Annotated in this window: 11 protein-coding genes; 4 read left to right on the top strand and 7 right to left on the bottom strand. The window is 67.9% G+C overall.

What is annotated here, in order from left to right; all coding sequences use genetic code 11:
- Positions 1-92 precede the first annotated feature (92 nt).
- The 3 genes from ACN8ZM_RS34690 to ACN8ZM_RS34700 all read right to left on the bottom strand — a co-directional run bounded on the left by ACN8ZM_RS34690 (position 93) and on the right by ACN8ZM_RS34700 (position 3452).
- A complete protein-coding gene (locus ACN8ZM_RS34690) occupies positions 93-1127 on the bottom strand; it encodes a succinylglutamate desuccinylase/aspartoacylase family protein (protein ID WP_205823848.1) in 1035 nt (344 codons plus the stop codon).
- Between the two features lie 255 nt (positions 1128-1382).
- A complete protein-coding gene (locus tag ACN8ZM_RS34695; protein ID WP_420213272.1) occupies positions 1383-1658 on the bottom strand; it encodes a hypothetical protein in 276 nt (91 codons plus the stop codon).
- A gap of 243 nt (positions 1659-1901) precedes the next feature.
- A complete protein-coding gene (locus ACN8ZM_RS34700; RefSeq protein WP_420213273.1) occupies positions 1902-3452 on the bottom strand; it encodes a diguanylate cyclase domain-containing protein in 1551 nt (516 codons plus the stop codon).
- Between the two features lie 484 nt (positions 3453-3936).
- Between ACN8ZM_RS34700 and ACN8ZM_RS34705 the strand changes: the two genes are divergently transcribed.
- From ACN8ZM_RS34705 to ACN8ZM_RS34720, 4 genes are all read left to right on the top strand, one after another.
- Entirely contained in the window at positions 3937-6813 is a 2877-nt protein-coding gene (locus ACN8ZM_RS34705) for a xanthine dehydrogenase family protein molybdopterin-binding subunit (RefSeq protein WP_089452928.1), read from the top strand.
- Positions 6810-7511 (top strand): (2Fe-2S)-binding protein, encoded by a 702-nt coding sequence (locus ACN8ZM_RS34710; protein WP_089452929.1) that lies wholly within the window; start codon positions 6810-6812, stop codon positions 7509-7511. The genes ACN8ZM_RS34705 and ACN8ZM_RS34710 overlap by 4 nt, the downstream gene beginning before the upstream one ends.
- Positions 7508-8767, top strand: coding sequence for a cytochrome c (locus tag ACN8ZM_RS34715; RefSeq protein WP_043186777.1), 1260 nt, complete (start codon positions 7508-7510; stop codon positions 8765-8767). The genes ACN8ZM_RS34710 and ACN8ZM_RS34715 overlap by 4 nt, the downstream gene beginning before the upstream one ends.
- A gap of 469 nt (positions 8768-9236) precedes the next feature.
- A complete protein-coding gene (locus ACN8ZM_RS34720) occupies positions 9237-9701 on the top strand; it encodes a hypothetical protein (protein ID WP_043186778.1) in 465 nt (154 codons plus the stop codon).
- A gap of 131 nt (positions 9702-9832) precedes the next feature.
- Here ACN8ZM_RS34720 and pal read toward each other — a convergent pair whose 3' ends face one another.
- The 4 genes from pal to ACN8ZM_RS34740 form a co-directional block, all read right to left on the bottom strand.
- On the bottom strand, positions 9833-10324 hold the full coding sequence (gene pal, locus ACN8ZM_RS34725; RefSeq protein WP_043186780.1) for a peptidoglycan-associated lipoprotein Pal: 492 nt from the start codon (positions 10322-10324) through the stop codon (positions 9833-9835).
- Between the two features lie 406 nt (positions 10325-10730).
- Positions 10731-11942, bottom strand: coding sequence for a porin (locus tag ACN8ZM_RS34730; protein ID WP_420213274.1), 1212 nt, complete (start codon positions 11940-11942; stop codon positions 10731-10733).
- 255 nt (positions 11943-12197) lie between these two features.
- Entirely contained in the window at positions 12198-12776 is a 579-nt protein-coding gene (locus ACN8ZM_RS34735; RefSeq protein WP_420213275.1) for a hypothetical protein, read from the bottom strand.
- A gap of 42 nt (positions 12777-12818) precedes the next feature.
- The gene (locus tag ACN8ZM_RS34740; protein WP_043186786.1) at positions 12819-13274 is read right to left on the bottom strand and encodes a VOC family protein; all 456 of its coding nucleotides are present in this window, start codon (positions 13272-13274) and stop codon (positions 12819-12821) included.
- Positions 13275-13447 lie beyond the last annotated feature (173 nt).

A 13447-nucleotide genomic window follows, 5' to 3' on the forward strand; every position in this document is an offset into this window, starting at 1 on the left:
TCAGCGTGTTTGCAATATGCACTGGCGCCGGCGTACGACGGTTGTGACGCGTTGTCGATATCCTTCGCGGCGGCGGGTTGTGCCAGTCGCGATCACTCGATGACACGCGCCGGCGTCGACAACTCCGCCAACTGAAACAGGCAATCCCCGCGCCGCACCTGCGCGGGCACGCGCTTGCATACCACTTCGCCGTCGCCCTTGAAGCGGTGCAGCACCGGCTCACGCAGCGGCGTATCGGGGAAATGCACCCATGCGGCCGGCTGCCCGGCCTTCACCTGGTCGCCGAGTTCGACGAGCGGCTCGTACAGCCCGCGCTCGTACGCGTAGACGAAGTGGCGCTCGCCGTCGACGCGCATGAAGCGCGTGACGGTCGGCGGCGCATCGGGCACGAGCGCGCCGTGCAGCAGGCCGATATAGCCGAGGTAGTGCAGCAGCCCGTGGCGGCCGAGCCGGATCAGCGACGGATCGGCCATGCCTGCGCCGCCGAGTTCGGTCACGATCGAGATCGCGCCCTGGCGACGCGCGGCCGATGCCGAATGCACGGGGTTCGGCGCGTGCAGCAGCGCATTCTGCAACCCGAACGCGACCAGCAGCCCGTTGAGCTTCGCGGCTTCGTCGGCGTCGAGTGGATCGATCGCGAGCATGTTGCCGCCCTGGTACAGCAGCGAGCTGCCGCCCGAGTGCAGATCGACCAGATACTGCGCGCGCGACAGCAGCGCATGCTCGATGTAATGGGCGATCATCTGCGTCGGCGTGCCGGTCGGGTCGCCGGGGAAGCTGCGGTTCAGGTTGCCTTCGTCGAGCGGCGACACGCGCAGGCCCGCATCGGCCGCCGGGAAATTCGCCATCGGCAGCAGGATCAGCTGCCCGCTGACCATCTCGGGCTCGATCTCGCGCATCAGTTGCGACACGATGATCTGGCCTTCGTACTCGTCGCCGTGGTTGCCGGCCATCACGAGCGCGACCGGGCCGTCGCCGTTGCGGATCGACGCGATCGGGATCGGCAGCCAGCCGTACGCCGAGCGGTGTACGGAATGCGGCAGCCGCAGGTAGCCCGCGTGCTTGCCGGGTGCGTCGAGATCGATTTCGCAGTGGATGGGATTGCGGTGCGAGGAAGAGGCGGTCATGGCGGCATCGTTCGATGAACGGAATCTGCCATCTTATCGGGAAACGACCGCCGCGCGGTGTACCGGGCGCGTGCAACGCCTACCGCCATCGACCCGCAAGCGCATGGAGGCGTACGGGCGAGTTGCACAGCCGATACGCGGAACCCCGCGCGATGTTGCAGCGATGAACGCATGCCGGCGTGCGAGCCGGCCGCATTCCGGTCCGATGTTTCGCGCCGGCCCCTTGCAGCGACAGGGCCGGCACGCGCAGCCGTCTTATCGGCCCGATGTTTCAGCTTCGATACGGCCTTCTTCCCACAGTGCCCAGAAACGGCTGCCGGCACGATACGGATTCGCACGGTGCGCGCCGTGATCGGCGACGCCCTGGCGAAACGCGCCGTAGAGCGTCAGCGGCGGATTGTCGACGCATCGGGCTTCGCGTGCGACCGGCATGCGGCGCTCGGATACGAGCCGGCGGATCAGTGCTGCGCCGTCGATCACATCCAGTTCGTCGATGGTATCGCTGCGGCTGAGGACTTCGACGGTATTCATGTTGGGTCTCCCTGACAACCTGTTTCCCTGACAGGGAGCAATAAAAGTGCCAGGTTTGAAAAGCCTGGCGCCGATTCGATCGTGCCGGCTTCTGCAGCCAACGTGATGCGTGGCAGGCGGCGGTGTTACGGAACACGTCACGTGACACGCGAACGCGCGGCGCCACGTGCGGTCACGCAAAGCGTTTCGGGTTTGAATCGTCGGAGGAGGCGAGCGCGGGGGAAAGAGGGCGGCGCAGCCGGGTCAGTTCACGGTGGCTGGCGCGACGCGGCTGCTGCCGCTCGAATAGAAACGGTAGATTCCCTTGCCGGCCGACTTCGCGTCGTACAGCGCGCTGTCGGCCTGCCGGATCAGTTCATCGGGGGAGCCGTGCCCGTCGTCGAGCGCGATGCCGATGCTGATCCCCAGGCTCACGGTCGCGCCGATCGATAGCGTGTACGGCGCGGAGATCTGCCGGATGATGCGAGCGGCGAGGAGCGAGCACGCGTGCATCGTCGTGTCGTCGAGCGCGACGACAAACTCGTCGCCGCCGATTCGTGCGGCCAGCTCGCCGGGCGGCAGCGTCTTGCCGAGCCGCTCGGCCACCTGCGTCAGCACGTCGTCGCCGGCGTGGTGGCCGAACCGGTCGTTGATCGCCTTGAAGCCGTCGAGGTCGAGATACATGACGGCGAGCGCGGGGCCCGGCGTGCGCGGCCGGCGCGCGAGCATCCGCTTGAGCTCGGCATGCAGTTCGTGGCGGTTCGGCAAACCCGTCAGCGCATCGTGCCGCGCGAGGTGCCGGATGTGCTGCTCGGTCCGGCGGCGCGCGGTGACGTCCTCGACGATGATCACCGCGTTGCCGTCCGGCACGCGGTGGCGCGTGAGTTCGAGCTGGCGGCCGTCGGCGAGCACGACGTCGAGCGGCGCGGGTTCGTCGCAGGTCAGCCAGAGCTCGCACTGCGTGGCGAGACTGGCGCCACCGGGATCGGTCGCGTCGTTCGCGCCGAGCGCCGCGACGACGGCCGGCAGCGGCGTATCGAGCATGATCTCGCGCGGCGAGCCGAATAATTGCGCGGTGCGCCGGTTCGCGACGATCACGCGGCGCTCGCCGTCGATCATGCACAGGCCGTGCGGCATGTAGGTGAGCGCGGCGTCGAAGCGCGCGACGAGTTCGGCGTTGCGCTGGCGCGCGGCGATCAGCGCGACGAGTACGCGATAGTGACGCTGGACGACCGTGCGCATCGCGGCGAGATAGATCGCGAGCGGCGGCAGCAGCAGCCATGCGCCCGACCGGTGGGCCAGCAGCGCGCCGACGCCGATCGGCAGCACGCCGAGCGTGACCTGCATCATCGCGAGGCGGGGCAGCGCCGAATTGCGCGACGCGATCCCGCCGAACACGCCGCCCGCGACCATCACCGACAGCGTGCCGAGCTCGACGTCGACGGCCTGCACGCAGCCCATCACGCCGAGGCCGAGCACGAAGCACGCGACGAGCGACACGGGCGCATAGTGCATCGCCCAGTATTCGGCGCGGTCGTCGCCGGCGTCGCGCCGCACCGCGTACGCCCGCGCGATCGAGAGCCGCGTGACGAGCAGGCCGACGTCGACGATCAGCCACGCGAGGCACCAGAGCTGCTGCAGCCGGATCAGCGCGACGGCCGCGACGAAGCCGCTCGCGAGCCCGGAGAGTGCCATCGGGCGGACGTCTTCGAACAGCGTAACGAGCATCGACGGGCGCAGCGCGGCCGTCACACGGTGGTTGCCGGAGGGGGGAGTGGCGAGAACGGAGTGCAGGAGAGATGCCCTGACTGCCATGGTTTTTAACCTCGACACGATGTCGCGATGGCTGGCGGCGCCCGCACGGCACATGGCGGAAGCCCGGCCAGGCCGGATGCGCACGACATTACCATGAAACATGCGCCGCATCGGGCGCCGCGCCGGCCACTAGTCGTAAACCACGCCCGCGAAAGTCTTGCGCATTCGCCGGCGCCACGGCAGCATCGTTGCGAACGGAAGGCGGTTCGGCGACCGACGGGAGACCGGTCGCCTGGCACGCGGCGCGGGTCCGCCGGATGCGGTCGATCCGATCGAAACCGCGGCAAACGATCACGCGACGCGGCCGGATCGCCACCCGCGACCGGCTGCCGCAGCCCGGCTGAACACCGTTATAAGAAATTCGATAAGTATTTCATGCGAGAAATACTATAGGCGATATATCTAAAACAATGCCAGAATGCGCGCCGCTCCGAACGTCGCGACACCCGATCGCCGTCCGAGCCGCATCAGGAGGTTCCCCCCAATGAAAAACCACGGCCTGTCACGGCGGGGTTTTCTGAAAGCCAGCGTGCTGGCGGGCGTCGCAGTGTATGTCGCGCCCCTGGGCAGCCGCGCATTCGCGGCGCTCTTCGAAGAAAAACTCCTCACCCCCGTCAAATGGGATAGCGTCACCGGCATCCCCCAATTCCGCATCGACGGCATCGCGAAGGTCACGGGCTCGAAAGTGTTCGCCCGTGACGTGCGCGCAGCCGACATGCCGCACTGGCCGCAGCAGCAGTCGCATGCGCTGATCCTGCGCGTCACGCAGGCCGACCGCACCTACGAAGGCTTCGACCTGTCGTTGCTCGGCGACGACCTGAAGCCGGACCGCGTGGTCACGGCCGACGATCTCGCGCGCGACGGCGTCGCGTTCCCGGCGTTCTACGGCGACGACATGTTGCTGCCGGCCGGCAAGACGCCCGCGTATCTCGGCCATGCGGTCGCGATCCTCATCTACCACGACTTCGCGCGCTTCCGCTTCGCGAAGAACGCGCTCAAGTTCCGCGACGACGTGATCCGCTACGGCGCGGTCACGGGCCCGCTCGAGCGCGACCCGTGGGGCACCTTCCGCTATGTGCGGGTGGGCGGCAAGACGGCCTACGACGACGACGTCTATTCGAGCCTGAAGGACGCGCCGATCTTCCCGAGCATGATGCGCAAGCACCTGCCGGTGTGGCCGGACGGCAAGGAGCACGGCAAGCTCGACGAGCAGGGCATGTTCCTGGCCGGGCAGATCGCCAGCGAGCTCGACCATCCGTCGGCCGACTGGCTCGTGTTCGACCGCGAGTACAACACGCAGTCGGTCGACACGTCCGCGCTCGAACCGGACAACGCAAACTGCTGGTACGACACCGCGACGCAGTCGCTGCACCTCGTCGTGCCGACCCAGTCGCCGCTGGAAGTGGCGGAGCACGCGGCCGAGATGGTCGCGAAGTGCCGCATGCCGGTGAAGAAGCTGTTCGTGCATCCGTGCTACACGGTCGGCTACGGCTCCAAGGATCACTTCAACGTGCCGTTCTACGGCCTCGTCTGCGCGCTGTACGCGGACGGCCGCCCGGTGCGTTTCGCGAACGACCGCTACGAGCAGTTCCAGACGTCGCTGAAGCGTCACGCGTTCAAGATGCATTACCGGATCGCGGTGGACCGCAACACGGGCCTGTTGCAGTCGTTCAAGGGCGACTTCGAGGCGAACGGCGGCGGGCGCTCGAACTTCTCGCCGTCGGTCGCGATGGTCGGCGCAACGGCCGCGCAATCGATCTACTACTTCCCGAAGAGCGACCTGGCCGCGGTGGCGATCGCGTCGCGCGCGATCGATGCCGGCTCCGCACGCGGCTACGGCACGCTGCAGAGCATGGCCGCGACCGAGATGGCGGTCGACGAGATCGCCGCGCAGCTGAACATCGACCCGATCGAGTTCCGCCTGCGCAACGCGCTGCGTTCGGGGATGAAGAACACGCAGGGTGCGATTCCCGCCGGCGCGCTGCGCGTCGACGAGGTGCTCGAGCGCTCGAAGCAGCATCCGCTGTGGACGCGTCGCGTCGCGCGCAAGGCCGAATACGAAGCGGCGAACCCGGGCAAGCGCTACGGCGTCGGCTTCGCATGCGTGCAGAAGGACTTCGGCACGGGCGCGGAAGCGTCGTTCGCGAAGGTCGAGTTCGACGAGAACGGCAAGGTGTCGCTGCAGCACACGGCGGCCGAGATCGGCACCGGGATGTCGACGTCGCAGGCCGTCGCGGTCGCGAAATGGCTGGGCCGCCCGGCGACGGAAGTGCGCGTGGCCGTGACCGAATGGCCGGACCTGCCGGTCGAGACCAGCGGTGATCCGTACATCATGTCGCAGGCCGACCAGGATCGCCTGAGCGCGAACCCGCGCTGGTCGCCGAGCTATGCGTCGCCGTCGAGCGCGACGAACTCCGCGTACTACTTCACGCACAGCACGCGCGAAGCCGCGCGCGCGGTGTTCCGCTACGGCCTGTGGCCGGCGGCGATGTCGATCTGGACGCGCGGCCTCGGCGGCGGCCAGGCCGCGCCGTATACGATCCGCATCGAAGACGCGCGCTGGGTCGACGGCAAGCTGACCGCCGACGGCCTCGAGCCGTTGAGCTTCGAACAGCTCGCGAAGCAGGCCTATGCGCTCGGCCTGCCGACCGGCGCCGTCGTGCACGTGTTCAACCGCTGGCAGTGGACCGACGCCGAGTTCGAAGTCGGCGGCACGGTCGAACGCTTGCCGATCGACGGGCTGTCGCTGCGCGTCGGCGCGCCGAAGACGGGCGACAACGGCCCGGTGCCCGGCACCGCCGCGCCGGCCGGCGCGACCGCGATGCGCGGCACGCTGGCGCCGACCGCGAACGGCTATCGCGTGCTGGACCGCAAGCGCGTGTTCATCCCGCCGACGAGCCGCAACAACGCGGCCGTCACGTACTACACGGCAGTCGGCACGCTCGTCGAGCTGGCCGTGCACGAAGCGACCGGCAAGGTCGAGCTGCTCACGCATCACTCGGTCATGGAATGCGGCAACCAGATTTCGCCGCAGCTCGTGTCGGGCCAGCTGCAGGGCGGTCTCGCGATGGGGATCGGCCACGCGCTGCACGAGTACCTGCCGCTGTATGAAGACGGCCCCGGCAACGGCACGTGGAACTTCAACCGTTACCAGCTGCCGCGCGCGTCCGACGTCGCCGTGTGGACGCAGACGGGCGACGTGCTGCCGCCGCTGTCCGAGACCGATCCGCCGAAGGGCGTCGCCGAAGTGGTGATGATCCCCGTCGTCGGCGCGATCGTGAACGGCATCGCGCACGCGATCGGCCATCGTTTCACCGACCTGCCGGTGACCCCGCAAAAGATTCAGGAGGTGCTCGCATGACGACCGCCCAAACCGCGGCTTCGGCCGCGAGCGCCAGCGCCGCTGCGACCGGCGCTTCCGCGCCGAGCGCGGCTTCGGCCGCACCGGCCTCGGCCCCGGCAGTGCCGGCTGCGGCATCTGCACCGGCCGCCGTCGAGCGTCCGCTCGTCCGGTTCCAGTCGAAGCCGCTGTCGATCAACATCAACGGCAAGTCCGTCGGCCCGATGCAGGTGCCGGAAGGGCTGATGATGATCGAGTTCCTGCACGAGTACGCGGGCCTCACCGGTTCGCGCCTCGGGTGCGGGCAGGGGATCTGCCACGCGTGCGTCGTGATCGTCGACAAGCCGGACGGCACGAGCGAGGAAATGCGCACCTGCATTACCGGCGCGCACTTCTTCCACGGCCGCTCGATCCGCACGATCGAAGGCCACGCGAAGCGCAACGAAGCCGGCGAAGTGGTCGAGCTGTCGCCGATCCAGCAGAAGTTCCTCGAGCACTTCAGCTTCCAGTGCGGCTACTGCACGCCGGGTTTCGTCAACGCGGCGACCGTGCTGATCGAACGCCTGAAGCGCGAGCCGATCGCGAAGGCCGACGTCGAACGCACGATCACCGAATCGCTCGACGCGCACATCTGCCGCTGCACGGGCTATGTCCGCTACTACGAAGCCGTCAAGGACGTGGTGCTGACGACGCCGGGACTCGTGAAGGACGCCGCATGAAACGCACCTACGCTCACCGTGTCGCGCGGGCTGCGGGCCTGCCCGCGCTCGCCGCGGCCTGCGCGCTGCTGCTCGCTGCGTGCGGCGGCCATGACGCACCGGCCTCGAACGCTGCTTCCGGCGCGCCCGGCGCCGACCAGGTCGCGCGCGGCCGCTATCTCGTCAAGGCCGCCGACTGCGCGGCGTGCCACACCGCCAAGGACGGCGCACCGTTCGCCGGCGGCGCGCCGCTCGAATCGCCGTTCGGCACGTTCTACGGCTCGAACATCACGCCCGACAAGGATCACGGGATCGGCAGCTGGAGCGCGGACGACTTCTACGCCGCGCTGCATGACGGCAAGGCGCCGGGCAAGCGCCTGTATCCGTCGATGCCGTATACGTCGTACCGGCAGCTCACGCGCGCCGATTCCGACGCGATGTACGCGTACCTGAAGTCGGTCAAGCCGGTCGCGCAGGAAAACCGCGAACACGAGCTGAAGTTCCCGTACAACCTGCGTTTCGGGATGGTCTTCTGGGACATGGTGTTCCTGAAGGACAGCCTGCCCGATGCATCGACCGGCCAGTCCGCCGACTGGCAGCGCGGCCGCTATCTGGCGGGCGCGCTCGGCCACTGCGCGGAATGCCATACGCCGCGCGCGTTCACGGGCCAGCTCGACAGCGCGAAGCCGTTCGCGGGCGCGGCGCTCGGCCGCGTGGCGGCGCCCGACATCACGCCGGCCGGCCTGGCCGCGCGCGGCTGGACGGGGGCCGACCTGCAGACGTTCTTCGGCGTCGGCATCGCACCGCAAGGTTCGGCATTCGGCGAGATGTACCCGGTCGTGCACCTGAGCACGCAGTACATGGCGAAGGACGACCTGCGCGCGCTGTCCGTGTACCTGCTGGGCGATACGCCGCCCGCGCCGCAACCGGTGAAGCCGGTGTCGGCCGACGCCGCGCAACTCGCCGCCGGCCGCTCGGTGTATCTGGCGGTCTGCGCGGGCTGTCACGGCTTCAACGGCGAAGGCAAGCCGCACGTGGCGGTGCCGATGAACGGCAATTCGACGGTGCGCCAGGGCGATTCGCGCAACCTGCTGGTCGCGATGCTCGATGGCATCGGCGAGCAGAAGTTTGCCGGGTTCGAGAACCTGCAGCCGATGCCGGGTTTCGCGCACACGCTGAGCGACGACGAACTCGCGCAGCTCGCGAACTACCTGCGTGCGACGTGGGGCGGCCAGCCCGCGAGCGTCACGCCGGCCGACGTGAAGGCCATGCGTTAAGTCGTGCCGCCGGGCAGGGCGTCGCGCGCGATTCAGCCGGTTTCCGGTGCTCGCGCGCGACGCGTCGCCCGATTTCTTGCGGCGGTTCTTCAGTAGCCGCCGCCACCTCCGCCACCCCCTCCGCTGCCTCCCGCGCCGCCACCGCCATACCGGCTCATGCCCGGTCCCTGCGCAGGGCCACTCCCCGACGACATGCATCCCGCCGACAGGACGAGCACCAGCGCGGCGATCAGCGCCGCGGCCAACGTTGCCGATTTCATGTCCGCCTCCTTGCCACGCGCAGGCCGCGGGAAAGGCCGGTTCGCGTGAACCGCACGTCTGCGCGCTGACGAAACACGAAACGTTTCGGGATGGCCGTTTATTCCATGCTTTTTGTGGATCGTCGAACGCGAAGGGGCCGGATCGGAGCCGTCGCGCGGTGCCTTGGTACACTGCGGCACGCCGCCATTCCGATTCCGACTACAAAAACATGAGTGCCACCGTTGAACGTCCGACGTCGCGTCCGTCCCATTCCGTCGTGCTCGGCTGCGTGTCATTTGCCGTCGGCGGTCCGCTGGTCGCGTCGCTCGCCTGGCCGGCCGTGATGCTGATCGCGTGGTCGTTGATCGACGGCCCGTCATGGGAGGTGCTGAAAGTCAGCGCCGGCATGGTGCTGCTGATCTTCTTCGCATCGTTCCTGTTCGGCTATTTCCTGCCGGCGACCGTGACGGGCGGCATCATGGGTGCAATCGGCACGCGGATCCGGCGGCGCTGGTTCGTGCTGCTGGGGATGATCGTCGGCGCCGGCGCGATGATCGGCTTCGTCGAACTCGAGATGGTCCTGATCAAATCCGACAAATTCGGCGACATCAACGCGATCGCCACGCTCGATGCGATCGTGACGTCGGCCGTGATGTCGTATTGGCTGCATCGACGGCTCGAACGCCGGCGTTGAACGTGAAGCGGTGCGCGATCGGGTGCTCGTCGATCGCGCGCCTGCAGCGGGGGCGCCGCTCGGCCGCTTCTGCGGCCTGCGGGCTGCCATGCTGGTCCTGAAGCCGAAGCCGCCGTCGCGGCGGCCCGCGATCAACGATAGACGAGATCGGCGCGGCGGTTCTGTGCCCAGGAATCCTCGTCGTGGCCGAGCGCGACCGGCTTTTCCTTGCCGAGGCTGACGGCCTCGAGTTGCGTGGCCGGCACGCCGAGCGTTTCGAGCCCGCTCATCACGGCCTGCGACCGGCGTTGGCCGAGCGCGAGGTTGTATTCGGACGTGCCGCGTTCGTCGGTGTTGCCCTGGATCAGCACGTGCCGCGCCGGATGGCTGCGCAGGTAGTCGGCATGCGCCTGCAGCAGCGACTGGTATTCGGGCTTGACGGAGTACTGGTCGAAATCGAAGTAGATGCTGCGCTTCGCGAGCGGGCTGTTCGGATTATTGAGCTCGTCGGCCGTCACCGTTGCGACGGCTTCGCTCGAGGGCGTCGGCGCCATGCCGGCATTCTCGGGCGTCTTGGCCGCGTGGTGGCAACCGGCCAGCAGTACGACGGTTGCCAGGACCGCAATTCGGTTCGTTTTGCTCATCGTTCGTCTCCTGCGGTTGACTGCGTTGAACGCGTGGGGCGTGCGATCGGCACGTCCGTATCCGGCCTCGACAGCGCGAAAGGTCCGGCACCCACGACGTGAATCGTGTTCGTAAGCCGGTGGTGCGCCATATGAAAGAGTGTCGCGACCGGAACGCCAAATCTCGGCGTCGCTGCAAACAGATTAGGAAAAATGTCACAGCGTGACCAGTTTCTCCGCATTTTTTTGCGCCGACGCGACAGACCGGGCGGCATTCTTGCCTTCGTGCGGGGCGATGCCACAGCGAAAAGGCCGCGCACGGGCGCGGCCTTTTCGGCTCAGGGGCGTGACGATCGGGCAGTGCCGGAACGCATGCCTTACGCGGTCGGCGTAGCGGCGTTGCACCGCACCGCGCCGCACCGCGTCGTCAGAACTTGTGCCGCAGCCCCAGTGCGACGACGACCTGGTTGCTGTTCGCCGACGGCGTCAGCGTCCAGACGGTCGCGTTGAATGCAGGATTGCCGTTGCCGCCGCTCACGCTCTGGTAGACGCCTTCGAGATACGCATCGGTGCGCTTCGACAGCGCATAGTCCGCTTGCGCGACGACCTGGTTCCATTTCGGGCGCGTCTGGCCGGTGCGCGTGTCGAAGCGGCCCATCGTGTACGTGTACGCGGCCGAGAGGCTCAACGCACGCGTGACGAAGAAGTGCCCGTCGACCGTGAAGTTGTCGAACACCAGCGATTCACCCTTCAGCGGTGCGATGCCGCCGCCCTGGAGGACACCCGTCACGCCATCGGTGGTCGAATGCGACCACGCGGCGCCGACCGAATGCGGCCCGAACGCATAACGGCCGGCCGCGGCCCAGATCTGCTGGTTGCCACCCGTGATCGTCGCCGAGCCGTCGACCGTGCTGAGCGCGCCATTCGGGTTCGGCGCATTGCGGTCGCGGCTGATCTTCAGGTAGCCCGCGCCGAGCTTCACCGGCCCGTTCGCATACGACACCCCCGCGCTCCACGCCGCGTTGTTGGCGAACTGGCCGGCCGTGTTCGAGAACCCGTACATCGCGCCGAACGTCAGCCCCCGGTACGTCGGGCTCGTGTACTTCACCGCGTGATTGATGCGAAGGTTGCGGTTCGAATCGTCGTTGTCGTACGGATGAACTGCCAGGTTGCCGCCCCAGCCGGGGCCGGATGCGCCGAGCGGCGTCACGAAATCGAGGATCAGGTCGTACTGGCGGCCGAACGTGAGCGTGCCGGCCGTCTTCGAACTCAGGCCGATCCAGGCCTGGCGGCCGAACATGTCGACGCCTTTCTGCGACAGCGCGCCGGTGGTGCCCGAGAAGCCGTTCTCGAGCGTGAAGACCGCCGCCGTCCCGCCGCCGAGATCCTCGCGGCCGCGCAGCCCCCAGCGCGACGCGTTCAGCGCACCGCTCGTCATCGCGACGGTGCCGCTGCCCGGCGAGCCGGCGCCGTGCGTGCGCTGGTTCGTCGCGTAGGTGATCGACGTATCGATCAGGCCGTACAGCGTCACGCTGCTCTGTGCGTGCGCGCCGCCCGGCGCGAAGGCGGTCAGGCTGGCGGCAATGGCGGTCCCCGCGAGTCGCGTGCTGGCGTGCTTGTTCATTTTGTAGGAATGCATAGGAGTTTTTATCGTTTTCCCGGCCCGGTGGCCGGCGGATCGAGCGGGCATTATTGGAGATCGTGCGGCGGTCGATTAAGGCGTTGCACAGGAAAGGTCCTCTGCGAAATCGCTCGGAATCGCGGCGGGACGGAAGACGAGGACGTGCGGTGCGGTGGAACGAAAGCGCCGGGTTGGCGATGCGTTCGAGGGGGACGTCGGGGGATTCAGGCGGCCATCGCGTGATCGTCGGTCGAGCGATCGACGGCGAGCAGTCTAACGGCGAGCAACCGGCAGCGCGGCTTCGACGCCACCGCTGCGATACGCGGCGCGGACGGCGATCGCCCGGGCTTCGAGCGCTTCCGGCGAGAGCCAGGGCCGCAACCGAACCGCGACGCGCGGCAACGCGGCAAGCTGATCGCGCAGGCGCACGATCGACCGGCAGCCACGGAATGCCGACGATCGTGCATCGGGGCCCGACGCGGCTTCGGCAAGCTCGGCCGTCCACTCGACGCCGCGGTGGCCCTTGACTTCGTCGAGGTGCGGCAGATGGCGCGCGTCGCCCGATAACGCGATCAACAGCGCGGCCCATTGCGCGCCGCGCCATCCAAGGAGCATGTCGCACGTGAGATCGGCCAGCAGCGCGTCGTCCAGCACGGACAGGCTTTGCTGGCACAGGTAGTGGAAGTCGAGCGGCTGGTAGCGGACCTGCGGGTAGTCGCGCAGCACATGCCCGAGTTCGGCGCCGGTCTCGACGGCGGCGGCCAGGAATTGTTCGGCCGGCGCGGGACGGTTCAGCAGCAGCGTCGGCACGCTCCGGTAGAGCCGGTGGATGTCGTCGGGGTGATAGTGCATCGCGAATGTCGGAGTGATCGACCGGCGCGCGCGGTGCGCCGTTCAGGTTTTCTGCTGGTCGCCGGACAGTAGTGCCGTATAACGCCGCTGCATTTCATCAGGTTCGACCGCTTCGATCGTATGCCCGATCAGCCATTCGTAACCGAACGGGTCGCGAATCTTGCCGGAGCGCTCGCCGTAGAACTGGTCCTGGATCGCGCGTGTCAGTTGCGCGCCGGCCGCGATTGCGGCGGCGATCGTCGCGTCGGCGTCGTCGACATGCAGGTGAAGCGACATCGGCGCTTTGCCATCCGGGTCGAGGGCAAGGATATCGTATTCGGGGAACTCGTCCGAGATCATCAGCGTGCATGGCCCGAGCTGCAATTCCGCGTGGCCGATGCGTCCCGACGGCTCGACGAGGCGGAATTTCTCCTGCGCGCCGAACGCCTTCGCATAGAACGCGATAGCGTCGTCTGCGTGCTTGGCGCGCAAATAGGGAAAGACTTCGTGAATCGCCATGGTGCTCTCCGGGTGATGGGGTGGGTGTCGCTCGATCCTGTCGGGCCTCGCGGGCCCGGTGTTGAACAAAATTTACCGCCTCGCCCGGCATCGGGTCAGAGCGGAACGTGAAAGCCGTTCGCGTTCGCGCGTTGCCGGCACTCTTCCGGCGACAGCCCCGTGAACGCGCGAAA

The organism is Burkholderia aenigmatica, from assembly GCF_048627025.1.
GTDB lineage: Bacteria > Pseudomonadota > Gammaproteobacteria > Burkholderiales > Burkholderiaceae > Burkholderia > Burkholderia aenigmatica.

Excerpts from the sequence above, each read along its gene's own strand:
- ACN8ZM_RS34735 (WP_420213275.1), bottom strand. The coding sequence starts at position 12,776 with ATGCACTATCACCCCGACGACATCCACCGGCTCTACCGGAGCGTGCCG.
- ACN8ZM_RS34705 (WP_089452928.1), top strand. The coding sequence starts at position 3,937 with ATGAAAAACCACGGCCTGTCACGGCGGGGTTTTCTGAAAGCCAGCGTG.
- ACN8ZM_RS34730 (WP_420213274.1), bottom strand. The coding sequence starts at position 11,942 with ATGCATTCCTACAAAATGAACAAGCACGCCAGCACGCGACTCGCGGGG.
- ACN8ZM_RS34740 (WP_043186786.1), bottom strand. The coding sequence starts at position 13,274 with ATGGCGATTCACGAAGTCTTTCCCTATTTGCGCGCCAAGCACGCAGAC.
- ACN8ZM_RS34720 (WP_043186778.1), top strand. The coding sequence starts at position 9,237 with ATGAGTGCCACCGTTGAACGTCCGACGTCGCGTCCGTCCCATTCCGTC.
- ACN8ZM_RS34690 (WP_205823848.1), bottom strand. The coding sequence starts at position 1,127 with ATGACCGCCTCTTCCTCGCACCGCAATCCCATCCACTGCGAAATCGAT.
- ACN8ZM_RS34710 (WP_089452929.1), top strand. The coding sequence starts at position 6,810 with ATGACGACCGCCCAAACCGCGGCTTCGGCCGCGAGCGCCAGCGCCGCT.
- pal (WP_043186780.1), bottom strand. The coding sequence starts at position 10,324 with ATGAGCAAAACGAACCGAATTGCGGTCCTGGCAACCGTCGTACTGCTG.
- ACN8ZM_RS34695 (WP_420213272.1), bottom strand. The coding sequence starts at position 1,658 with ATGAATACCGTCGAAGTCCTCAGCCGCAGCGATACCATCGACGAACTG.
- ACN8ZM_RS34700 (WP_420213273.1), bottom strand. The coding sequence starts at position 3,452 with ATGGCAGTCAGGGCATCTCTCCTGCACTCCGTTCTCGCCACTCCCCCC.
- ACN8ZM_RS34715 (WP_043186777.1), top strand. The coding sequence starts at position 7,508 with ATGAAACGCACCTACGCTCACCGTGTCGCGCGGGCTGCGGGCCTGCCC.